Here is a 22,174-nt window from a genome sequence, read left to right as displayed (position 1 = left end):
CTATTGAATTAAAGCGCTAGTGTAAACGCCCGCCAATCACCGGACAAACCTCGGTGGCTGGCCATTACGGCATGGGGGCGCTAGCCTTTCCGCCCTGTCCGACAACTCCCGGGAGGTAAGTCCTTGGCTGTCCCCACACCCGGCGCAACGCTTGCGCAGGCGAGTGATCATGCCCGCGGCCTGATGCTGGCCGGCGGTGCCGTGCTGCTGATCAGTTTTGATGCCCTGCTGGTGCGCTTGGCCGATGCGCCGCACTGGGATGTGGTGTTCTGGCGCGGCACGCTCATCGCCCTGACCCTGGCCGCCTGGATGCTGGTCAGTGGCCAGCGCCTGCACCTGCCGCCACGGCGGCGCGACCGCTGGCTGATCGGCCTGAGCGTGGTCATGCTCTCAGGCAACACCACGCTGTTCGTGCTGTCGGTGACCTACACGGCGGCCGCCAATACGGTGGTCATCCTGGCGGCGTCGCCGTTTTTCGCCGCCCTGTTCTCGGCGCTGTTCCTGCGCGAGCGGGTGCCATTGCGGACCTGGGTGGCCATCGCAGCGGCCATGGCCGGGGTGATCGTGGTGTTTGGCGGCGGCATGCGCGGCGGCACCGGTCTGGGGGACTTCTTTGCCATGACCCTGGCGGTAACGGTGGGTGCGCATCTGACCATCCTACGCCGGTTTCCGGCGGTGCCGCGGCTGCCGCTCATCTGCCTGTCGGGCGTGCTCGCCGCGCTCACCGCCGTCGCCTTCGCCAACCCGCTGGCCCTGAGTGCCGAGAGCTATGCGGTGATCGCGCTGATGGGGGTGGTGCAGATGCCGCTTGCCACCGTGATGCTGGCCGTGGCCACCCGTTACCTGCCCTCGCCCGAGGTCAGCCTGGCGCTGCTGGTCGAGACCGTGCTGGCGCCGATCTGGGTGTGGTGGGTGCTCGGTGAGGCGGTGCCGTCGCTGACCGCCGTGGGCGGATCCGTGATTCTGTTGACCGTGGCGGTGCACGCCATGCTTGCCCTCAAAGAGGAGAAAACCTGATGGCGACGACGCCTGGCACCCCTGCGCCGGTGGCTGCGCGCCAGCCGGTGACCGACACCCGCCACGGCATCACCCGCGAGGATCCCTATGCCTGGCTGCGCGATCCGAACTGGCGCGAGGCGATGGTCGAGCCCGAGCGCCTGGACCCCGCGATCCGGGATTACCTGAGCGCGGAAAACGCCTATGCCGATTCGGTGATGGCGCCGCTTGAGGCGATCCGCACCGAGCTGGTCGCCGAGCTGCGCGGGCGCATCCGCGAGGATGATTCCAGTGTACCGGCCCCCGATGGCCCATGGGCCTACTACTCGCGCTACCGCGAGGGCGGTCAGCATGTGCTGCTGTGCCGCCGTCCGCGGGAGGGCGGCGATGAGCAGATCCTGCTCGACGGCGACGCCGAGGCCGAGGGCAGCGACTACTTTCAGCTGGGCGGCGCCGCGCACAGTCCGGATCACCGCTACCTGGCCTGGGCTGAGGATCGCGCCGGCGCCGAGTCGTTCAGCCTGCGGGTGCGGGATCTGGCGACGGGCGAGGACCTGGCCGAGGTCATCCAGCCGGCGCGTGGCGACATCGCCTGGGCCAGTGACGGGCAGACGTTTCTCTACACCGTCATCGACGACGAGCATCGCCCGCGCTGGGTGTATCGGCATGTGCTGGGCACCCCGGCCGATGCCGACGAGGCGGTCTACACCGAGACCGATGCCGGCTTTTTCCTGGGCGTGGAGCGCACTGAAAGCGGCCGCTTCCTGATCATCGACAGTCACGATCACACCACCTCGGAGGTGCGCTGGCTGCCGGCCGACCGCCCGGCCGCCGAGCCGCAGTTGATCGCCCCGCGCGAGCGCGGCGTGGAGTATTCGGTGAGCGATCATGGCGATGAGTGGCTGATTCACACCAACGCCGACGGCGCCGAGGACTTCATGATCGCCCGTGCGCCGATCGCCAGCACCGGCCGCGGCGACTGGACGCCGTTGGTCACGCACCGCCCCGGGCGGCTGATCGAGGGCATGCGTGTCTATGCCGACTGGCTGGTGCGCCAGGAGTTGGAGGATGCCGAGTCGCGGCTGGTGATCCGGGCCCTCGCGAGTGGCGCGGAGCAGGTCCTGGATCAGCCCGACCCCTGCGTTGAAGTGAGCCTGATGGGCGGGCTTGAGTACCGCACTGACTGGCTGCGCTTTGGGGTGAGCGGCTTTGCCCGACCCGCCCAGGTGTTCGACTACAACATGCGCAGCGGCGAGCGCCTGCTGCGCAAGACCCAGGCGGTGCCCTCGGGGCATGATCCGGCGGCCTATGTGTCACGCCGGCTGATGGCGACCGCACCGGATGGCGAGCGGGTGCCGATCTCGCTGTTCCACCGCCGCGACCTGCAGCCCGACGCCGACACGCCGCTGCTGCTCTATGGCTATGGCGCCTATGGCATCAGTGATCTGCCCGGCTTCAGTCCCAATCGACTGTCACTGGTGGATCGCGGTTTCGTCTATGCCATTGCCCACGTCCGCGGGGGCAAGGAGCGCGGCTATCGCTGGTACCGCCAGGGGCGGCTGTCCGAGAAGGCCAATACCTTCAGCGATTACATCGCCTGCGCCGAGGCACTGATCGAGGCGGGCTACACCGGCACCGGGCGGATCGCGGCCCATGGCGGGAGTGCCGGCGGCATGCTGGTGGGGGCGGTGCTCAACCAGCGCCCCGAGCTGTTCCAGGCGGCGGTGGCGGATGTGCCGTTCGTCGATGTGCTCAATACCATGCTCGATCCCGACCTGCCGCTGACACCACCGGAGTGGCCGGAGTGGGGTAACCCGATCGACAGTGCCCGCGCCTATGCCGATATCGCCGCCTATTCGCCCTACGACAACATCGCGCCGCGGGCCTACCCGGATCTGCTGGTGACCGCCGGGGTGTCGGACCCGCGGGTGACCTACTGGGAGCCGGCCAAGTGGGTGGCCCGGCTGCGCAGCGAAGGCCGACCCGCCGGGACGGTGCTGCTGCACACCCACATGAGCGCTGGCCACGGCGGGCCGGGCGGGCGTTTCCAGTACCTCGAGGAGGTCGCCTACCGCTACGCCTTTCTGCTGTGGAGCTACCAGATCATATCATCGGGGACCGGGAAGTCGGCGTAGGCATCGTCCTCATCATCGCCGCCACTTTGCTCGGCGGTCCAGGCGATCAGAAACGGCGCCCGGGCATGGACGAACTCGACGATGTCCGCCGGGATCAGCCGGTAGCGCCCCCGGGTGCGGGCAATGGCGAGCCGTCCGGCCGCCAGATCGCGGCGCTGGGCGGCACTGACGTGGATCGGGCGGATGCGCCCGTTGTGGCTGAACTGAAAACGCTCATCGCCGTCGTGGCGGATCTGCGCGTCGAGGACCTTCTGCCGCGCCGCCTGTTCGGCCTCGTGCTGGCGCCGCTCTTCCTGGCGGCGGGCATTGAGGGTGCGGTCGCGGGCACGGCGGTCGGCCTCGCGCTGGGCGGCGGCGTCGCTGGCGGCGGCCTGTTCGGCATCGGTTTCGCCGCGACGGCGCTTTTTGCGTTTGCTGCTGCGGGTCTTCTTGACCGACTGTTCGTCGACCAGACCCGACTTGAGCAGCTGATCGCGCAGGCTGTCACTCATGTGCCCTGGACCCTTCAGTAGGCTTCGTCGAGAACCCGCTCACGGAGCTGTTCGTATTCATTCTGATTGATCAGACCCCGATCGCGCAGCGCCTCGAGCTCTTCAAGCCGGCCGGCCAGCGAGTCGGTGGCCGGGGCTGACGCCGCGCTGCCGCCGACCTGACCGCTGGTGCCGCCGGTGTCGCGCCGATAGGCGGTGCCGCTCAGCTGCAGCTGGGACTCGTCGCAGATGCCACGATTGTAGAACGGCCCGGCGCCGACGATGCGCAGGTAGTCGGCATTGCCCGCGGCGGCCTCGTCGCGGAGTTTGCGCACGATGGTCTCGAGGCCGGCGTCACGCTGCGAGGCGATATTGCAGTTGACCCGCGCGTAGCGGGTGAACTGATCCACCTGACGGAATTCGTTGCCCGGCGCGTCGGTGCTGACCGTGAGCTCGGGCGTGCTGACGCGGCTGATGAACCCGTCGGCCGCCGACGGGGCCTCGGCTTCGGCGCGGGCGGGGTCCGCCGGATCGCCGTCGCTGATGCCCGGCAGCATGCTGCAGGCGCCAAGGCCGAGGCAGGCCGCGAGAATGGGCAGGGACTTGGGAAAAACCATGATCGGACTCCGATGACAACGGGATCTATAACCCGTGAGTATTGCCGATGGGGGCGGGGCTTGGCCAGCCCGATACTTGGCCAGCCCGATACTGGCCAAAATGGGACTGCGGGGGTACGATTTCGGGATCGGGCCGCAGCGGCCCCCGTCCTTGAAACCGCAAAAGGAGATCCAAATGGCCTTTACGCTACCGGATTTGCCCTACGACTATGATGCACTGGATCGCTCCATCGATGCGCGCACCATGGAGATCCACCACACCAAGCATCACAACACCTACGTCACCAAACTCAACGCCGCGGTGGAGGGGACCGAGCACGCCGATAAGCCGCTCGAGTCGCTGCTGACCGGTGTCTCGGCCCTGCCGACGGCCGTGCGCAACAACGGCGGCGGGCACTACAACCATTCGCTGTTCTGGAGGATGCTCTCGCCCAACGGGGGCGGCGCGCCCAATGGCGCGGTGGCCGATGCCATCAACGCGGCGTTCGGCTCGTTCGAGACCTTCCGCGAGACGTTCACCAACGCCGCACTGGGCCGGTTCGGCTCGGGCTGGGCGTGGCTGATCCACACGCCGGAGGGCCTCAAGGTCACCTCGACGCCCAATCAGGACAACCCGCTGATGGACGTCGCCGAGCAGCCGGGCCACCCGGTGCTGGGCATTGATGTCTGGGAGCACGCCTATTACCTGCGCTACCAGAACCGTCGCCCGGATTATGTCGAGGCGTTCTGGGACGTGGTGAACTGGGACGAGGTCAACCGCCTGCTGGCGGACGCGGGCTGAACCGCGCCAGATCCCGGTCCATGGCGCCCGCCAGCGGCAGCTGCGCATCATGGGGATGCAGCCCGATGCGCAGCCCCGCCGCCGGCCCGCGGCGTCGGTTGACGGCGTTGCTCACCTGCAGCGCCGCCTTCTGCAGGCGGTTGCCCGCCTCGTAGCCAAGCAGCGCCCGATAGCGCCAGCGCCCATCGGCGCGTGAATGAATCCCCCGCAATGTCTCCACCATGCTGAACGGCTGCTCGTCGAGGCGTCGCAGCGGTAGGGCGCCGAGCGCCCAGGCCGGCGGCACATAAAGCCCGTCGGGGGTCAGGTCATGCTGGCCAAACCAGGCGTGACAGCGCCGCATCAACGCGAGGATGCCCTCGGCGTCCAGACTCAGGTGCTCGGCCACGCGGCGCGAGATGAGCGCGCTGTGGACACGATGCCCCATCCCACCGAACCCGTCGATGGCGTGCCGCCAGCCGTGGCCGGCCAGGGGGTGGCCGTCGGCCTGCCAGCGCTGCAGCTGGCTGATACCGGCGCGGTCCCAGTCGCGTCCGGGCACCACCAGCAGGGTGGGGGGCGGCCAGCCATGGCGCCGGCAGCGGTCGATCAGGGCCGTCACCGGGGTCAGGGTGTCGGGCATGACATCGTGAATGCTCAGACAGACGGCGGGGTGGCTCATGGCCGGATCAGCGCCTGCCATTCATCCAGACAGCGCCGGGTCATGGCGACCGCCTGGGCCCGGGCCGTGGCCGCACAGTCGGCAAGGGCCGCCGGGGGTTCGCTGAAAAGCCGCTCCAGGGCCTGTTCGACCGTCTCGTCGGCGCCCATCACCCGCAGACCCGGCGCAAACTCCGGCCAGTCGGCAATCCCGCAGCCCGGCGAGACCAGCGTCACCCGCCCACGGGCCATGGCTTCGAGGGCGACCGTGCCGAATGCCTCGACCTGAGAGGGCAGGACCAGCAGGTCGCTGGCGTCCAGTGCGCTGAGCAGGGCGCCGCGATCCAGCCAGCCCAGGTACTCGAGGTTGTCGAGCCGCGCGGCGGCCGCCTCGACGGTGCCGCGCTGCGGGCCGTCGCCGGCGATACGCACCGTACACCCCGGGTGGGCCGCGGCGGCGTCAATCACCGATTCGACGCGCTTTTCCGCCGCCAGCCGGCCGACGAACAGTATCCGCCGTGGCGGGGTTTCGAGCGCTGCCACGGGTGTGTCGAGAAACGCCCGGGGGACCGGGGTATGGACGCGGACCGCGTGATGGGCGCCCTTGTCGCGGGCCAGCTGGTGCATATGCGCCGAGTTGCTGACCACCACCGCGGCGCGCCGGAAGACCACCGCATTGACCCGCGCCATCAGCGCGCGGTTCAGCCAGCCTCGCAGTCGGCCCCAGTAAAGGGTGGCCAGCGCCTCGTAGTCGGTGTGCAGACCAAAGATGAGCCGCGCGCCCAGGCGTCGCGCCATCAGGGCGGCGAGTACGCCGTAGGGCCCGGGGGTGGCTACGATCAGCGTGTCCGGCCGCCAGGCCTCGAGGCTGCGCCAGAACGCGCGTGGCGCCGGCACCGCGATGCGCTGGGTGGCATCGCCGGGCAGGCCGGTCTCGAACCAGTGGCGGCGGGGATGCGCCGGGTCGCCGGCGGCGATCAGGGCGATGTCACCGACGCTGTCGCGCAGATGTTCGATGAGATCGCTGTAATAGGTGCCCACGCCATTGCGCTGGGGCGCGGCGTCCGAGACCACCAGTACCCGCGGGCGAGGATCCATCGGCGTCGCCTCCTCGGCCTTGAGCGGTCGGGTGGCGGCAAAGTCGAAGGCCGCACGAATGTCGGCGAAGCGCTCGGCGATGGTGTCGGCGTCCAGGTCATGGTCGCCCAGGGCGTGGCGGTGCCCCGAGCGATGCTGGCGCGCCCGTGCATCGAGGGTCTCGAGATGCCCGGCAAAGGCCGGGTCCAGGGGCAGGTCGAGGGCGGCATAGGTCTCGCGCAGGGTGGCGGCCAGCCCCTGGCGCTGGGCGGGCAGCGGGATCAGCACGGCGCGACCGGCGGCGCGTCGGGGCAGCACCGAGAGCAGTTCGGTATAGCCGAAATGCAGCTGCCGGAGCATGCGCCGGGCGAGGGCACCGCGGTGGATGTGCCCATGCAGTGCCTCCAGCCCCGGGGCAAGGCTTGAGAGCTGCGACGAGACGACCTCGGCGGGATCGCGCAGGCAGGCGATGAAGCGTGCATCCGGGAAGGCGGTCTGCAGCGTCGCCACCAGGGTCGCGTGGCTGGCGTTCTTGGCCAGATAGGTGCGTTGGCCGCCATGAAAGAACAGGTGGCGCTGGATGTTGCGCCGGTAGTGGCGCATCAGGCGTCGTTTTTCGGCCTCGGTGAGTGCGGCGTCGCCGCGGCCCAGGCGCCACAGTCGGCGGCTGTCGGGAAACGCCACCACCAGGATGAACGCCGACAGCCACGGTAGCAGGCTGAGATAGTCTTCCTCGGGCGCGCGGGCCGCGATGGGGTGGGCATCGGTGAGCGGGGCCAGAAAGCGGCGGTTGAGGGCACCGGCCAGGCGCTGCAGCGGCCGCCCCAGACGTCGGTCGAGGCGTGCCAGTCCGTGCCAGGCGTAGCGGTGGCTGATGGCCGGGGCGAGCAGGCATTCCCAGGTCTGCTGGGTGGTGAAGCGGGGATCGTGGGCAAGCGCTTCGTGGAGCGCCGTGGTGCCGCTGCGTGGCACCCCCAGAATGAAAACCGGACGCCGGACGGGCTGGCGCCGGTAGCGCCGGAAGAGGACTTCGTCGAGGCCCAGGCCCAGGGCGTAGTAGGCAAGGGCGAAGGGCAGGCCTCCTCCCAGCAACAGGGTGACCGCCCAGCGCCGCGGCCCGTTGCGCAACACGCCGTCGCGAACGGGGATCAGGCCCGAGCCGATCAGCCCGAGCCAGTCGGTGATGACGCGGATCACTCAGTGCCGCCGGACGCGATCATCCTTGCCGAAGTGGTGCGCCAGACTGCGGTCCAGCTTGCCGGCGGCCTGGTGGGCGGCGGTGTAGGCATCCTCGGCGACGGCTTCGGCCACCAGCGGGTCGCGGCCGCGCGGGTGGGCTTCGAGCAGGCAGTGCACATCATCGGCGCCGCCCTTGCCGGCGTTGTCGTCCTTGAAGTGCACCTCGATGCGCGTCAGGCGCTCGCCGTGCTTGCGCTCAACCGGCTCGAGCTTGTGCTGGACGTGGTCGCGGAGGGCATCCGAGAGATGCACCCCGTCGCCCGGGTTGATGATCAGTTCCATTGGAATCAGACCCTCCTCGTGCGTGAATGACAGGCCGGCCTCAGGGCCGGTTCTCGCGCAGCGTGTCGAGTGACGCACTGAAGCCAAGCAGCGACAGCGGGATCTCGACCTCGCGGTTCTGCGGATCGGCGATGGTCAGGGTGGCGCGCTCGCCGGCGCGCATGCGGCTGAGCAGGTCATCGCCGAGCTCGATGCTCGTGCGGCAGCCGGCCTGCAGGCAGATCTGCACCGCAAACCGCTCGGCCTCGCCGCCGTCAATACTCAGCGCGACGCCCGGCGGCAGCAGCATGCCCAGGGGCAGGTTGAACAGGGCCACCGGCCGGTCGGAATCCGGCGGGAAGCCGATCACCGCCTCGAGGACGGTCTGGTCGTTTTCCTGCTCGCTCACCTGCTGGTACATCTCGCAGAACTCGCCGGCGCCGAAGGCGTCTTCCGGGGCCGGCTGGCAGCGCACGATCCAGTCCTGATTGCGCTCGCGGACTTCGGCCTGGGGCCGCTCCGCCTGTGGCTCGAGGGCGGAATCGGTCCCCTCGCTCTGGGCACCCGCGGTGCCGGCGGTGAGCACCAGCAGCATCAGGCTGGACAGGGTGGCAAACAGGGCCGCGCGGGCAGTCACTCGCTTCATGATGTCTCTCGATTGCCTTTGAGTGCCCCCAGTCTGCCGGACTGGGGCGTGCATGCAAATCAGCCCTCGTCCGGCTCGTAGCCGAGGTTGGGGGCGAGCCAGCGCTCGACCTCGGTGACCGGCATGTCCTTGCGCCGGGCATAGTCCTCGACCTGGTCGCGATAGATGCGCCCGACGCCGAAGTAGCGGCTGTCCGGATGGCCGAAATACCAGCCCGATACCGCGGCGGTGGGGAACATGGCGCGGCTTTCGGTCAGGCGCAGGCCGATCCGGTTCTCAACATCCAGCAGTGACCAGAGTCGGTCCTTTTCGGTGTGGTCGGGGCAGGCGGGATACCCCGGCGCGGGCCGGATGCCGCGATACTTCTCGGCGATGAGGGCGGCGTTGTCGAGGCTTTCGTCGGGCTGATAGCCCCAGAACTCGCGGCGTACCCGCTGGTGCAGCATCTCGGTGAAGGCCTCGGCCAGCCGGTCGGCGAGGGCCTTGACCATGATCGAGTTGTAATCGTCGTGGTCGGCCTCGAACTGGGCCACCGGTGCATCGATGCCCAGTCCCGTGGTCACCGCAAAGGCCCCCATCCAGTCGGCGTGACCGGTCTCGCGCGGGGCGACGTAATCGGCCAGTGACTGGTTGGGTCGGCCGTCGGGCTTTTCATTCTGCTGGCGCAGATGATGCAGCGTGGTCAGCACCTCGGTGCGGTCCTCGCCGGTGTAGAGCTCGGTGTCATCGCCGACGGCGTTGGCGGGGAACAGGCCGAACACGCCCCGGGCGGTGAGCCACTTTTCGGCCACCAGCTGCTCGAGCATGGCGACGGCGTCGGCATGCAGCTTGCGCGCCTCCTCGCCGACGATCTCGTCGTCGAGGATCTTCGGGTACGAGCCGGCCAGTTCCCAGGCATGGAAAAACGGCGTCCAGTCGATGTAGTCCACCAGTTCATCGAGGGCGGGCTCGATTTCGTGGATGCCGGGCGCGACGGGCTGCACCGGAGTATAGGCCTGCCAGTCGATGGGCGTGCGATTGGCGCGGGCGGTCTCTATGTCCAGCCACTTATGGCGCCGCTGCCGGCCCTCGTGCTGTTTGCGCACGCGTTCGTATTCCTCGCGCAGGTCGGCGGCAAAGGCCTCGTAGCGGGTCTCGCTGACCAGGTTGCTGGCGACTCCGACGGCACGCGAGGCGTCCTTGACGTAGATGACGTCCTGGTCATACCGCGGGTCGATCTTGACCGCGGTGTGCACCCGCGAGGTGGTGGCGCCGCCGATCAGCAGGGGGGTGGACATGCCCCGGCGCTGCATCTCCTTGGCGACGTTGACCATCTCATCCAGCGACGGCGTGATCAGCCCGGACAGGCCGATGACATCGGCGTTGTGCTCGACGGCGGCATCCAGGATCCGCTCGGCGGGCACCATCACGCCCAGGTCGGTGACCTCGAAGTTGTTGCACTGCAGGACCACGCCGACGATGTTCTTGCCGATGTCGTGGACATCGCCCTTCACCGTGGCCAGCAGGATGCGCCCGGCGGGCTCGTCGTCGCCGCCACCATTCGCGGCCTTTTCCTCTTCGATGTAGGGCAGCAGATAGGCGACGGCCTTTTTCATGACCCGTGCCGACTTCACCACCTGGGGCAGGAACATCTTGCCCTCGCCGAACAGGTCGCCGACCACGTTCATGCCGTCCATCAGCGGGCCTTCGATGACCTCGATGGGGCGGTTGAACTGCTGGCGCGCCTCCTCGACGTCGTCATCGGTGTAATCGGCGATGCCCTTGACCAGCGCGTGCTCCAGGCGCTTGGCCACGGGCTGCTCGCGCCAGGCCAGGTCCTCTTCCTTTTTCCGGCCGCCCTGGCCCTTGTAGCGCTCGGCCAGATCCAGCAGCCGCTCGGTGGCATCGTCACGCCGCGCCAGCACCACGTCTTCGACATGGTCGCGCAGCTCGGGGTCGATGTCGTCGTAGACCTCGAGCTGGCCGGCGTTGACGATCGCCATGTCCAGCCCGGCGCGGATCGAGTGGTAGAGGAACACCGAGTGCATGGCCTCGCGCACGGCGTTGTTGCCGCGGAACGAGAACGACAGGTTCGACAGCCCGCCGCTGACCTTGGCGTGGGGCAGGTTGTTCTTGATCCAGCGCGTCGCCTCGATGAAGTCCACGGCGTAGCGGTCGTGCTCGGCGATGCCCGTGGCCACCGGGAAGATATTCGGGTCAAAGATGATGTCTTCGGCCGGAAAACCGATCCGCCCGGTGAGCAGTTCATAGGCGCGCTGGCAGATCTGGATGCGCCGCTCGTAGGTGTCGGCCTGGCCCTGCTCGTCGAAGGCCATCACCACCACGGCGGCGCCATGGCGTTTGAGATCGGTGGCCTGGGCGAGGAACGGGGCCTCGCCTTCCTTGAGCGAGATCGAGTTGACCACGGACTTGCCCTGGATCCACTTGAGCCCGGCGATCATGGCGTCCCATTTGGAGGAGTCGACCATGATCGGCACCCGGGCGATCTCGGGCTCGGTGGCGATCAGCTTGAGGTAGCTCTCCATCGCCTCGGTGGCGTCGAGCATGCCCTCGTCCATGTTGACGTCGATGATCTGGGCGCCGCCGTCGACCTGGTCGCGTGCCACCTCGAGCGCGGTGTCGTAATCGCCTTCCATGATCAGGCGCTTGAAGCGTGCCGAGCCGGTCACGTTGGTGCGCTCGCCGATGTTCACGAACAGCGCGTCGTCGCCGATGTTGCAGGGTTCGAGCCCGGACAGGCGCATGGCCGGTTCGGGCGAGGGCACGGGCCGTGGCGGGATGCCGTCGACGGCCCGCGCCAGGGCGCGGATGTGCTCGGGCGTGGTCCCGCAGCAGCCGCCGATGATGTTGACGAAGCCGCTCTCGGCGAACTCCTTCATGATCCCGGCCATGAACTCCGCGGAGTGGTCGTACTCGCCGAATTCGTTGGGCAGCCCGGCGTTCGGGTAGATGGTCACGAACGTGTCGGCGACGCGGCTGATTTCCTGGACGAACGGACGCATCAGATCGGCGCCCAGCGCGCAGTTGAGCCCCACCGTGAAGGGCTGGGCGTGGCGCACCGAGTTCCAGAATGCCTCGGTGGTCTGGCCCGACAGGGTGCGCCCGGAGGCGTCGGTGATGGTGCCCGAGATCATCACCGGCCAGCGCTCGCCCCGCTCGGCGAACAGCGCCTCGAGGGCGTAGATCACGGCCTTGGCGTTGAGGGTGTCGAAGATCGTCTCGATGAGCAGCAGATCGGCGCCGCCCTCGATCAGGCCCTCCGCGGCCTCGCGGTAGGCGACGCTGAGCTCGTCGAAGGTGACGTTGCGCTTGCCCGGGTCGTTGACGTCGGGCGAGATCGAGGCGGTGCGGTTGGTCGGGCCGATGGCGCCGGCCACCAGGCGCGGTCGATCCGGGGTTCGGGCCTCGGCTTCATCGCAGGCGCGGCGGGCGATCCGCGCGGCCTCGACATTGATCTCGCGGGCGAGGTGCTCGAGCCCGTAGTCGGCCTGGGCGATGGTGGTGGCCGAGAAGGTGTTGGTCTCGACGATATCCGAACCGGCCGCGAGGTTGTCGCGGTGGATCTGCTCGATGATATCCGGGCGGGTCAGCACGAGCAGATCGTTATTGCCGTTCAGGTCCCGGGGATGGTCGGCGAACCGTTCGCCCCTGAAGTCGGGTTCGGCCAGTTCGCAGGCCTGGATCATGGTGCCCATGGCACAGTCGAGCAGGTGGATGCGCTGGTTGAGCGCTTCCCGCAGTCGCTGGACGCGATCCGCCATCAAGTCGTCTCCGCATAGAGGGGTTGACCGGGCAGTATACGCCATCCGGCGCTTTACCCCAGCCAGTGGCGATGCATAATGCGGTCATGAACCACTGGATCGCACGCCTGCTGGCCTTCTGGTCGCTGACCTGGCATCTGCGCCGGCCGCCGCTGGCCCATGCGGATGCCGATGAGCGGGCGCGCTGGTGCCGGGATCATGCGGGGACGTTCGCCGGGCGCTGGCTGGGCCTGGGGGCGGTGCTGTGGTTGCTGTTCATGACGCCGTTCGTGGCGTTCGTGCCGCTCGGCATTGCCGGGGTGCTGGCGCTGGCGGTGGGCATGGCCACGCTGACCCGACAGATCCTCGCCCAGCGCCGCGCGGGCCCGCCCCCCATCGAGCCACCAGCGGACTTCCCGCGCCGCGACCACCACGACGACGCCGATGATCGCTAGCGGTTCACGGGCGCTGGCGGCCCTGGTGCTGGTGGCGTTGCTGAGCGCCTGCGCGACATCGCCCACCGGCCGGCCGCAGCTGCAGTTCATGCCCGATGCGCAGATCCGCAGCATGGGGGTCGAGGCCTACCGCGAGATGCAGGACGCCGAGCCCGTCCTCGAGGCGGGGCCGCGCGTGGCCCGGGTCGAGTGCGTGGCCGAGGCCATCATCCCCCAGGTGCCCGATGAGTACGCCGGCAATGGCTGGGAAGTCACGGTGTTCGAGAGCGATCAGGTCAACGCCTTTGCCCTGCCCGGCGGCAAGATCGGCGTCTACACCGGTCTGCTGGAGGTCACCGAAAACCCCGATCAGCTGGCCGCGGTGATCGCCCACGAAATCGCGCACGTCATGGCGGAACATGCCAATGAGCGGATGTCCACCGAGATGGCCACCGCGCTGGGGCTGGGAGCGCTGCAGGTGGCGGCGGGCGATGATCCGCAGCGCCGGCGCCTGATGGCGGTGCTGGGCGTGGGCGCGCAGGTGGGGATCATCCTGCCGTTCAGCCGCACCCATGAGTCGGAGGCGGACGAAATCGGCCTGGGGCTGATGGCGGATGCCGGGTTCGATCCGCGCGCCAGTGTCGCACTGTGGCGGAACATGGCCGATGCCGGGGGCGAGGCGCCACCGGAGTTCCTCTCCACCCATCCCTCAGGCGAGACGCGCATCGCTGACCTGCGCGCTGAACTGCCCACCGCCATCTACCGCTACGAGCAGGCCCGTGCGGCGGGCCGCCGGCCGGATTGCGCTAGCTGAACACGATGGTGCGGTTGCGGTAGACCAGGGTCTGGCGTTGCAGGTGCGCCCAGACGCCGCGCGCCAGCACCAGCTTTTCAAGATCCTGACCCTTGCGCACCAGCGCCTTGATGGAATCGCGATGGGTGATGCGGGTGACGTCCTGGTCGATGATCGGCCCGGCGTCCAGGTCTTCGGTCACGTAGTGACTGGTGGCGCCGATGATCTTCACACCCCGGGCGTGCGCCGCGTGGTAGGGCCGGGCGCCGGCGAAGGCGGGCAGGAACGAGTGATGGATGTTGATGATCCGCTGCGGGAAGGCGTTGATCAGCGCCGGGCCGACGATCTGCATGTAGCGCGCCAGCACCACCAGGTCGATGCCGTGCCGCTCGAGCAGCTCGATTTCAGCGGCCTCCTGCTCGGCCTTGTTTTCGGGGCTGATCGCAAAGCAGTGAAACGGGATCCCGAACTGCTGCGCGACGGGGCGCAGGGTGTCGTGATTGCTGATGATCAGCGGGATCTCGACCCGCCACTCCCCGGACTGCCAGCGCGACAGCAGATCATAGAGGCAGTGCGACATCTTTGAGACGAACAGCGCCAGGCGCAGCGGCCGATCCTGGTGATGGAGCTGCCAGACGGCGTCAAAGTGATCGGCGATGCCGCTGCGGAACGCCGCCTCGAACGCCTCGGCATCCAGGGCGAATCCCTCGAGCTCCCAGCGCACGCGCATGAAAAACACGCCCTCGGCGCGGTCGACATGCTGGTCCAGATCGACGATGTTGGCGCCGTGGGTGGCCAGAAACCGCGTGACCGCCGCGACGACCCCGGGGCGGTCGGGGCAGTGCATCAGCAGTGTGGCGGTACGCGCACGGCGGTCGGCCATCAGCCGGCGAGCCTGCGGTACTTGATGCGGTGCGGGTTCATGGCCTCGTCGCCGAGGCGCCGGCGTCGGTCCGCCTCGTATTCCTGGTAGTTGCCCTCGAAGAAGTTGACCTGGCTGTCGCCCTCGAAGGCGAGGATGTGGGTGGCGATGCGGTCGAGGAACCAGCGGTCATGGGAGATCACCATGGCCGAACCGGGGAACACCAGCAGGGCCTCTTCCAGGGCACGCAGTGTCTCGACGTCGAGGTCGTTGGTCGGCTCGTCGAGCAGCAGCAGGTTGCCGCCACGCTGCAGCAGCTTGGCCAGATGCACGCGGTTGCGCTCGCCGCCGGAGAGTTCGCCGATGCGCTTCTGCTGATCCTGGCCCTTGAAGTTGAAACGCCCGACGTAGGCGCGCGAGTTGACCTCGTAGTGACCCACCTGAAGCAGGTCGTGGCCGTCGGAGATTTCCTCCCAGACGGTGCGCGTGTCGTCGAGGTGGTCGCGGCTCTGATCGACATAGGCCAGATCGACGGTGTCGCCCAAGCGCAGCTGGCCGGCATCGGGTGCTTCCTGGCCGACGATCATGCGGAACATCGTGGTCTTGCCCGCGCCGTTGGGGCCGATGATCCCGCAGATCCCGCCCGCGGGCAGGGTGAACGAGAGGTCGTCGACCAGCAGCTGATCGCCGAACGCCTTGCGCACGCCATCGGCCTCGACCACGACGTTGCCCAGACGCGGCCCCGGCGGGATGTAGATCTCGTTGGTCTCGTTGCGGGCCTGGAATTCCTTTGACTGGAGCTCGTCGAACTGCTTGAGCCGCGCCTTGTTCTTGGACTGCCGGCCCTTGGGGTTGGAGCGGACCCACTCGAGCTCGGCCTGCATGGCCTTGCGGTGCGCGGCCTGTTCGCGGGCCTCCTGGGCAAGGCGCTTTTCCTTCTGCTCGAGCCACGATGAGTAGTTGCCCTGCCAGGGGATGCCGTGCCCGCGGTCCAGCTCCAGGATCCAGCCGGCGACATTGTCGAGGAAGTAGCGGTCATGGGTGACCGCCACCACGGTGCCCTCGAATTCGGCCAGAAAGCGCTCGAGCCAGGCCACCGACTCGGCGTCGAGGTGGTTGGTGGGCTCGTCGAGCAGCAGCATGTCGGGGTTGGACAGCAGCAGCCGGCACAGCGCCACGCGGCGGCGCTCGCCGCCCGACAGGGTGTCGACCGCGGCCTCCCATGGCGGCAGGCGCAGGGCCTCGGCGGCCTGGTCGAGCTTGCGCTCGAGATCCCAGGCATCGGCGGCGTCGATCTGGTCCTGGAGCTTGCCCTGTTCCGCCATCAGCGCCTCGAAATCGGCATCCGGGTCGGCGAACTGGGCGGAGACGGCGTTGAACCGGTCGATCAGGGCCTTGGTGTCGGCGACGCCGTCTTCAACGTTGCCGCGCACGTCCTTGGCCGGGTCCAGTTCAGGCTCCTGGGGCAGGTAGCCGATGCGGGTGCCGGCCTGGGCGCGGGCCTCGCCCTCGATCTCGGTATCCAGTCCGGCCATGATCCGCAGCAGCGTCGATTTGCCCGAGCCGTTCAGGCCCAGCACACCGATCTTGGCGCCGGGGAAAAACGACAGCGAGATGTCGCGCAGGATGGGCTTTTTCGGCGGGACGACCTTGCCCACCTGATTCATCGTGTAGATATATTGTGCCATCCCCTTAGTCTACGAACTCTCGGCCGCCGAGAGAAGCACCCAGTCAATGCACGCGAAAGGGAATTTCGCTAGACTGGCGGACTCACACCGGTTACCCCCACACGACGAGGACAGGCATGTATTCCACCGACATGAGTGTTGCCGGATTCGACCTGGAGCTGGCCGCCGCGATCGATCAGGAGCGCGACCGTCAGGAGACGCACATCGAGCTGATCGCCTCGGAAAACTACGCCAGCCCGCGGGTGCTCGAGATGCAGGGCAGCGTGCTGACCAACAAGTACGCCGAGGGCTATCCGGGCAAGCGCTATTACGGCGGCTGCCAGTACGTGGACATTGCCGAGAATCTGGCCATCGAGCGCGCCAAGACGCTGTTCGGGGCGGCCTACGCCAACGTCCAGCCGCACTCGGGCTCGAGCGCCAACCTGGCGGTGTTCATGGCGCTGGCCAAGCCCGGCGACACCCTGCTGGGGCTGAGCCTCGACCATGGCGGGCACCTGACCCACGGCGCCAAGCCGAATTTCTCGGGCAAGATCTACAACCCGGTGCAGTACGGCGTGACCTCGGACACCGGCGAGATCGACTACGAGCAGGTCGAGCGGCTGGCCCGGGAGCACCGCCCGACGATCATCGTGGCGGGCTTTTCGGCCTACTCGCGGGTCATTGACTGGGCGCGCTTCCGGGCGATCGCCGACGCGGTGGGCGCCTGGCTGGTGGCCGATATGGCGCATATCGCCGGGCTGGTGGCCACCGGGGTCTATCCCAGCCCGGTGCCCCATGCCGACGTCGTCACCACCACCACGCACAAGAGCCTGCGCGGGCCGCGCGGCGGGCTGATCCTGGCGCGGGAGAACCCCGACGTCACCAAAAAGCTGCAGTCGCTGATCTTCCCGGGCACCCAGGGCGGGCCGCTGATGCACGCCATTGCCGGTAAGGCGGTGGCCTTTCTCGAGGCGCAGGATCCGGGCTTCCGCGACTATCAGGAGCAGGTGGTCGCCAACGCCCGGGCCATGGCCGAGACGGTGATGGCCCGTGGCTACGATGTGGTCTCCGGCGGTACCGACAACCACCTGCTGCTGATGGACCTGGTCAACAAGGGGCTGACCGGCAAGGAAGCGGATGCGGCGCTGGAAGACGCGCACATCACCGTCAACAAGAACACGGTGCCCAACGACCCGCAGTCGCCGTTCGTGACCTCGGGCCTGCGCATCGGCACGCCGGCGATCACCACCCGGGGCTTCCGCGAGGCGGAGAGCCGCGAGCTGGCCGGCTGGATCTGCGATGTCCTCGATCACATCAATGACGAGTCGGTGCGCCGGCGCGTCCGCGAACAGGTGACCGACATCTGCAACCGCTTTCCGGTCTACGAAGCCCTGCAGGGCTGATCGGGCCCCATGCGCTGTCCCTTCTGCCACACGCAGGACACCCGGGTCATCGACTCGCGGCTCGCCAGCGAGGGTGATCAGGTCCGGCGCCGGCGCGAGTGCGCCGGCTGCAACGAGCGGTTCACCACCTATGAGTCGGCCGAACTGCTGATGCCCCGGGTGGTCAAGCGCGATGGCACACGGGTGCAGTTCGATGACCAGCGGCTGCGCAACGGCATGCTGCGGGCCCTCGAGAAGCGCCCGGTGGCCACCGAGGCGGTGGAGGCCGCGCTCAGCCGCATCCGCCAGCGGGTGCAGGCGCTGGGTGACGGCGAGGTGAATGCCAGCACGCTGGGCGACTGGGTGATGGAGGAGCTGCGTGAGCTTGATCAGGTGGCCTATGTGCGGTTTGCCTCGGTGTATCGCAGCTTTCAGGACGTGAGTGCGTTCCGCGAAGTCATCGAGGGCCTGGAGGAGCACGATCGGCAGCCGACGGATGACGGACCCCGCTCTTGAGTGATTTCAGTACCGCCGACCATGCCTGGATGGCCCGTGCCCTGCAGCTCGCCGAGCGCGGCCGCTGGACAGCGGATCCCAACCCGCGGGTGGGCTGCGTGCTAGTGCGCGATGAGGTCTGCATCGGCGAGGCATGGCACGAGCGGGCCGGTGAGCCGCATGCCGAGGTGCTCGCGCTGCGGGCCGCCGGCGGCGATGCCGCGGGCGCGACGGCCTACCTGACCCTCGAGCCCTGCAGTCACTACGGCCGTACGCCGCCCTGCGCCGATGCGCTGATCGAAGCCGGCGTGGCGCGGGTGGTGGCCGCGGCCAGCGACCCCAATCCGCGGGTGGCGGGGCAGGGGCTCGAGCGCCTGCGGGACGCCGGTGTCGCGGTGGCGGCAGGTCTGATGGCCGCGCAGAGCGAGGCCCTCAATCCGGGGTTTTTCCGGCGCATGCGCGACGGCCGGCCCTATGTGCGCGCCAAGCTCGCGGCGAGCGTGGATGGCCGTACCGCCATGGCCGCCGGCGAGAGCCGCTGGATCACCAGTGCCGCGGCCCGCCGCGATGTGCACCGCTGGCGGGCGGCGAGCAGCGCCATCGTCACCGGGGTGGATACCGTCATCGCCGATGATCCGGCGCTGACCGTGCGCGATGTGGACGGCGACTGGCTGGCGCCGCGGCGGGTGGTGATCGACACCGACCTGCGCACCCCGCCGGACGCCGGGCTGCTGGCGGACGAGCGCGGGGTGGTGCTGATCCACGGCGGCACCATGCCCGCCCGCGAGGCCGAGCGGGTGCATGCCGGCGCCGAGCTCTGGCAGGTGGCACCGGGCGAGGATGGCCATGTCTCACCACTGGCGGCCCTCGACGCCCTGGGCGCGGCGGACATCAACGAGGTGTGGCTGGAAGCCGGCTCGCGGCTGACCGGGGCATGGCTGCAGGCGGGCTGGGTCGATGAGCTGATCGTCTATCTAGCGCCGCATCTGATGGGGCATGACGGTCAGCCCCTGCTGACCGTGCCGGGTCTCGAGGCGATGAGCGATCGGATCGCCCTGCGCTGGCAGGACGTTCGCCGCGTGGGCGACGATCTTCGGCTGACGATGACAATGCGGGATGACGCGGAGGACGGTTGAATGTTCACGGGCATTATTCAGGCAATGGGCGTGCTGCAGGAAAGCCGCGAGACCGGCTCGGACCGGCGCATGCGCTTTACGGTGGATGGGCTGGACACGGAGCGGCTGCAGATCGGTGACAGCATGGCGGTCAATGGCTGCTGTCTGACCGCCGTCGAAATCGATGCCGACGGGTTCGCCGCCGATGTGTCGCTGGAATCCCTCGAGCGCACGACGCTGGGTCGGCTCACGCCCGGTGACGGCGTCAACCTGGAGCCGGCCCTGACCCTGTCGACGCCGCTTGGCGGGCATTTGGTCAGTGGCCACATCGACGGCGTCGGCGAGGTGGTCGCGCGGACGCCGGCGGGCCGCTCCGAGCGCTGGCGGTTCCGCGCCCCGCAGGCGCTGGCGCATTACATCGCCGAGAAGGGGTCGATCGCCATCGAGGGCATCAGCCTCACGGTCAATCGCGTCGAGGGCAGTGAATTCGAGGTCAACATCGTGCCGCATACCTCGGCGGTGACCACCCTGGGTCGCTATCAGGCCGGCCACCCGGTCAATCTGGAAGTGGATCTGGTCGCCCGCTATCTCGAGCGCCTCCTGCAGGGCGACACGGCGGGCTCCACGGGCGGGGTGAGCGAGGCCCTCCTGCGGCGCAATGGCTTTCTGAAGGACTGATCATGGCGTTCAACAGCATCGACGAGATCGTCGACGACATCAGCGCCGGGCGCATGGTGCTGATGCTCGACGACGAGGACCGTGAAAACGAGGGCGATCTGCTCATGGCGGCCTCCATGGTGCGGCCGGACGACGTCAATTTCATGGCCCGCTATGGCCGCGGTCTGATCTGCCTGACCTTGAGCCGCGAGCGCTGCGAGCAGCTGCGCCTGCCGTTGATGGTCTCCGGCTCGAGTGATCACCAGGGCACCCAGTTCACCCTGAGCATCGAGGCGGCGCAGGGCGTGACCACGGGGATCTCCGCGGCCGACCGCGCCCGCACCATCCAGGCCGCCGTCGCCCCGCAGGCCCGTCCCGAGGACATCATCCAGCCCGGGCACGTGTTTCCGCTGATGGCGCAGCCGGGCGGCGTGCTGACCCGGGCCGGCCACACCGAGGCCGGTTGCGACCTGGCCCGGTTGGCCGGCTTTGAACCGGCGGCGGTGATCGTTGAGGTGCTCAACGAGGATGGCACCATGGCCCGGCGGGATGATCTGCTGGCGTTCGCCCGGGCGCACGACATCAAGATCGGCACGGTGGCGGATCTGATCGCCTATCGGGTCCGCAACGAGCGCACCGTCGAGCGGATCGCCGACTGCGAGCTGCCCACCGAGCATGGCCCCTTCCACCTGTATGCCTATCAGGACGTGGTGGACGGCGCTCTGCATTTCGCCCTGCTGCGCGGCCGGCCCGAGCCGGAGCAGCCGGCGCTGGTGCGCGTGCAGGTCGAAAACACCCTGTCGGATCTGTTCGGCGCCATCGCCCCCGATCAGACCTGGTCGCTGCGACAGTCACTGGACGAGATCGCCGGTAGCAATGCCGGGGCGGCCTGTCTGCTGATGCTGCGCACCGCCGATGACCGCTCCGAGGTGCTGACGCGCATGCGCGAGTTCCAGGCCCTGGCCCAGAGCGGTGAGATTCAGCCCGAGCCGCGCCCGGTCACCGATCAGAGCGAGTCGCTGCGCACCTATGGCGTGGGGGCGCAGATCCTCACCGATCTGGGCATTCGGCGCATGCGCGTCCTCTCGTCGCCGAAGATCATGTACGGCCTGTCGGGATTCGGCATGGAAGTCGTCGATTACGTCCAGACCGGTGATGACCGGGGCGTTGGCGGCTAGACGGGCGGTTTGCAGGCAGCCCGCGGCGATATACGCTTGCGGCCCACATGGATAACAACAACGGTAGCAGCATGAAGACCCTTGAAGGTGATTTTATGGCCGCCAATGCGCGGATCGCGCTGGTGGCCACCCGATTCAATGATTTTATCGTCGACTCACTCATCGGCGGGGCCCGCGACACGCTGGTCCGCCACGGGGCAGAGGACGCCTCGCTGACGCTGGTGCGGGTGCCCGGCTCATGGGAGCTGCCGCTGGTCACCGACCGGCTGGCGCGTTCGGGCGACTACGACGGCATTCTCGCCCTCGGCTGTGTCATCCGCGGTGGAACGCCGCATTTCGAGTATGTCGCCGGCGAATGTGCCAAGGGCCTGGGGCAGGTCAGTCAGCAGCGCGACGTACCGGTGTCGTTTGGCGTGCTCACCACCGATACCATCGAGCAGGCCATCGAGCGGGCCGGGACCAAGGCCGGCAACAAGGGCGCCGAATCCGCCATGGCACTGCTCGAGATGATCAGCCTGCTGCGTCGACTGTGAGTGCGGCGGGCGCCAATCGTTCGCGGGCCCGGGCCCGTCGGCGCATCCTCCAGGCCCTCTATCAGTGGCAGATGACCGGCGGCGACGTCGGCGACATCCAGCGTCAGTTCTTCAGCGACCATCGTCTGGGGCACATGGATCTGGATTACTTCAGCGAGGTGTTCCGCGGCGTGACCGAACGCGTCGAGTCACTGGATGCCGCCTATGACCGCTATCTGGACCGGCCCGCCGTCAACCTCGATCCGGTGGAACGCGCCCTGCTGCGGCTCGGCAGCTACGAGCTCGAAGAACGCCTCGAGGTGCCCTACCGGGTGTGCATCGATCAGGCGGTGGAGCTGGCGAAGGCGTTCGGCGCCGAGCAGAGTCACAAGTACATCAATGGCGTGCTGGATCGCGTGGCCCGCGACCAGCCACTGCGGGCCGAGGAGCGGAAGCGCCGCCGGCGCTGAGCGGCAAG

General features: G+C 68.4%; 21 protein-coding genes. 12 read left to right on the top strand and 9 right to left on the bottom strand.

Annotation, left to right across the window (positions count from 1 at the left end; translation table 11 throughout):
• Window positions 1–123 precede the first annotated feature (123 nt).
• Together FPL11_RS06020 and FPL11_RS06015 are read left to right on the top strand one after the other, a co-directional pair.
• Window positions 124–1,017, top strand: a complete 894-nt coding sequence (locus FPL11_RS06020) for a DMT family transporter (protein ID WP_235011935.1) — start codon at window positions 124–126, stop codon at window positions 1,015–1,017.
• Window positions 1,017–3,131 carry a S9 family peptidase gene (locus FPL11_RS06015; RefSeq protein WP_144347825.1) on the top strand — a complete coding sequence of 705 codons (2,115 nt, stop codon included), beginning with the start codon at window positions 1,017–1,019 and terminating at the stop codon, window positions 3,129–3,131. The genes FPL11_RS06020 and FPL11_RS06015 overlap by 1 nt, the downstream gene beginning before the upstream one ends.
• Here FPL11_RS06015 and FPL11_RS06010 read toward each other — a convergent pair.
• Together FPL11_RS06010 and FPL11_RS06005 are read right to left on the bottom strand one after the other, a co-directional pair.
• Window positions 3,092–3,622 (bottom strand): DUF2058 family protein, encoded by a 531-nt coding sequence (locus tag FPL11_RS06010; RefSeq protein ID WP_144347824.1) that lies wholly within the window; start codon window positions 3,620–3,622, stop codon window positions 3,092–3,094. The genes FPL11_RS06015 and FPL11_RS06010 overlap by 40 nt on opposite strands.
• Before the next feature lie 14 nt (window positions 3,623–3,636).
• Window positions 3,637–4,218 (bottom strand): SHOCT domain-containing protein, encoded by a 582-nt coding sequence (locus FPL11_RS06005; RefSeq protein WP_144347823.1) that lies wholly within the window; start codon window positions 4,216–4,218, stop codon window positions 3,637–3,639.
• Between the two features lie 175 nt (window positions 4,219–4,393).
• Here FPL11_RS06005 and FPL11_RS06000 point away from each other — a divergent pair, with 175 nt between their 5' ends.
• Window positions 4,394–4,999: a superoxide dismutase gene (locus tag FPL11_RS06000; protein WP_144347822.1), complete on the top strand. Its 606-nt coding sequence runs from the start codon at window positions 4,394–4,396 to the stop codon at window positions 4,997–4,999.
• On the opposite strand, the gene FPL11_RS05995 is transcribed toward FPL11_RS06000, so the two are convergent.
• The 5 genes from FPL11_RS05995 to metH are packed head-to-tail and all read right to left on the bottom strand — an operon-like array spanning window position 4,971 to window position 12,622.
• Window positions 4,971–5,660 (bottom strand): DUF2334 domain-containing protein, encoded by a 690-nt coding sequence (locus tag FPL11_RS05995; RefSeq protein ID WP_144347821.1) that lies wholly within the window; start codon window positions 5,658–5,660, stop codon window positions 4,971–4,973. The two genes, FPL11_RS06000 and FPL11_RS05995, sit on opposite strands and share 29 nt — an antisense overlap.
• Window positions 5,657–7,912: a sulfotransferase gene (locus FPL11_RS05990; RefSeq protein WP_144347820.1), complete on the bottom strand. Its 2,256-nt coding sequence runs from the start codon at window positions 7,910–7,912 to the stop codon at window positions 5,657–5,659. Before FPL11_RS05990 ends, FPL11_RS05995 begins: the two co-directional genes overlap by 4 nt.
• On the bottom strand, window positions 7,913–8,236 hold the full coding sequence (locus tag FPL11_RS05985) for an HPF/RaiA family ribosome-associated protein (RefSeq protein WP_110882544.1): 324 nt from the start codon (window positions 8,234–8,236) through the stop codon (window positions 7,913–7,915).
• A 40-nt stretch (window positions 8,237–8,276) separates the two neighbouring features.
• A complete protein-coding gene (locus tag FPL11_RS05980) occupies window positions 8,277–8,861 on the bottom strand; it encodes an invasion associated locus B family protein (RefSeq protein WP_159308451.1) in 585 nt (194 codons plus the stop codon).
• A 59-nt stretch (window positions 8,862–8,920) separates the two neighbouring features.
• Window positions 8,921–12,622, bottom strand: a complete 3,702-nt coding sequence (gene metH / locus FPL11_RS05975; protein WP_144347818.1) for a methionine synthase — start codon at window positions 12,620–12,622, stop codon at window positions 8,921–8,923.
• 86 nt (window positions 12,623–12,708) lie between these two features.
• Here metH and FPL11_RS05970 point away from each other — a divergent pair, with 86 nt between their 5' ends.
• Window positions 12,709–13,056, top strand: a complete 348-nt coding sequence (locus FPL11_RS05970) for a hypothetical protein (protein WP_144347817.1) — start codon at window positions 12,709–12,711, stop codon at window positions 13,054–13,056.
• Window positions 13,046–13,849: a M48 family metallopeptidase gene (locus FPL11_RS05965; RefSeq protein WP_144347816.1), complete on the top strand. Its 804-nt coding sequence runs from the start codon at window positions 13,046–13,048 to the stop codon at window positions 13,847–13,849. The genes FPL11_RS05970 and FPL11_RS05965 overlap by 11 nt, the downstream gene beginning before the upstream one ends.
• On the opposite strand, the gene purU is transcribed toward FPL11_RS05965, so the two are convergent.
• Both purU and ettA read right to left on the bottom strand, forming a co-directional pair.
• On the bottom strand, window positions 13,842–14,711 hold the full coding sequence (gene purU / locus FPL11_RS05960; protein ID WP_144347815.1) for a formyltetrahydrofolate deformylase: 870 nt from the start codon (window positions 14,709–14,711) through the stop codon (window positions 13,842–13,844). The two genes, FPL11_RS05965 and purU, sit on opposite strands and share 8 nt — an antisense overlap.
• Window positions 14,711–16,378 carry an energy-dependent translational throttle protein EttA gene (ettA, locus tag FPL11_RS05955; protein ID WP_144347814.1) on the bottom strand — a complete coding sequence of 556 codons (1,668 nt, stop codon included), beginning with the start codon at window positions 16,376–16,378 and terminating at the stop codon, window positions 14,711–14,713. The genes purU and ettA overlap by 1 nt, the downstream gene beginning before the upstream one ends.
• Window positions 16,379–16,494: 116 nt before the next feature.
• Here ettA and glyA point away from each other — a divergent pair, with 116 nt between their 5' ends.
• From glyA to nusB, 7 genes are read left to right on the top strand one after another with little or no spacing between them, the layout of a single operon-like run.
• A complete protein-coding gene (glyA, locus tag FPL11_RS05950; RefSeq protein ID WP_144347813.1) occupies window positions 16,495–17,760 on the top strand; it encodes a serine hydroxymethyltransferase in 1,266 nt (421 codons plus the stop codon).
• Between the two features lie 9 nt (window positions 17,761–17,769).
• On the top strand, window positions 17,770–18,255 hold the full coding sequence (nrdR, locus tag FPL11_RS05945; RefSeq protein WP_110883236.1) for a transcriptional regulator NrdR: 486 nt from the start codon (window positions 17,770–17,772) through the stop codon (window positions 18,253–18,255).
• On the top strand, window positions 18,252–19,370 hold the full coding sequence (gene ribD / locus FPL11_RS05940) for a bifunctional diaminohydroxyphosphoribosylaminopyrimidine deaminase/5-amino-6-(5-phosphoribosylamino)uracil reductase RibD (protein WP_327437312.1): 1,119 nt from the start codon (window positions 18,252–18,254) through the stop codon (window positions 19,368–19,370). The genes nrdR and ribD overlap by 4 nt, the downstream gene beginning before the upstream one ends.
• On the top strand, window positions 19,371–20,027 hold the full coding sequence (locus FPL11_RS05935; protein ID WP_110883235.1) for a riboflavin synthase: 657 nt from the start codon (window positions 19,371–19,373) through the stop codon (window positions 20,025–20,027).
• A gap of 2 nt (window positions 20,028–20,029) precedes the next feature.
• Window positions 20,030–21,184: a 3,4-dihydroxy-2-butanone-4-phosphate synthase gene (ribB, locus tag FPL11_RS05930; RefSeq protein WP_144347812.1), complete on the top strand. Its 1,155-nt coding sequence runs from the start codon at window positions 20,030–20,032 to the stop codon at window positions 21,182–21,184.
• Between the two features lie 47 nt (window positions 21,185–21,231).
• Window positions 21,232–21,717 carry a 6,7-dimethyl-8-ribityllumazine synthase gene (gene ribH / locus FPL11_RS05925; protein WP_281283407.1) on the top strand — a complete coding sequence of 162 codons (486 nt, stop codon included), beginning with the start codon at window positions 21,232–21,234 and terminating at the stop codon, window positions 21,715–21,717.
• Window positions 21,714–22,166 (top strand): transcription antitermination factor NusB, encoded by a 453-nt coding sequence (gene nusB, locus FPL11_RS05920; RefSeq protein WP_110883232.1) that lies wholly within the window; start codon window positions 21,714–21,716, stop codon window positions 22,164–22,166. Before ribH ends, nusB begins: the two co-directional genes overlap by 4 nt.
• Window positions 22,167–22,174 lie beyond the last annotated feature (8 nt).

The organism is Spiribacter aquaticus, assembly GCF_007625215.1.
GTDB lineage: Bacteria > Pseudomonadota > Gammaproteobacteria > Nitrococcales > Nitrococcaceae > Spiribacter > Spiribacter roseus.
Note: the sequence above shows the minus strand (reverse complement) of the source record. Positions and strands in the feature narration are given on the sequence as shown.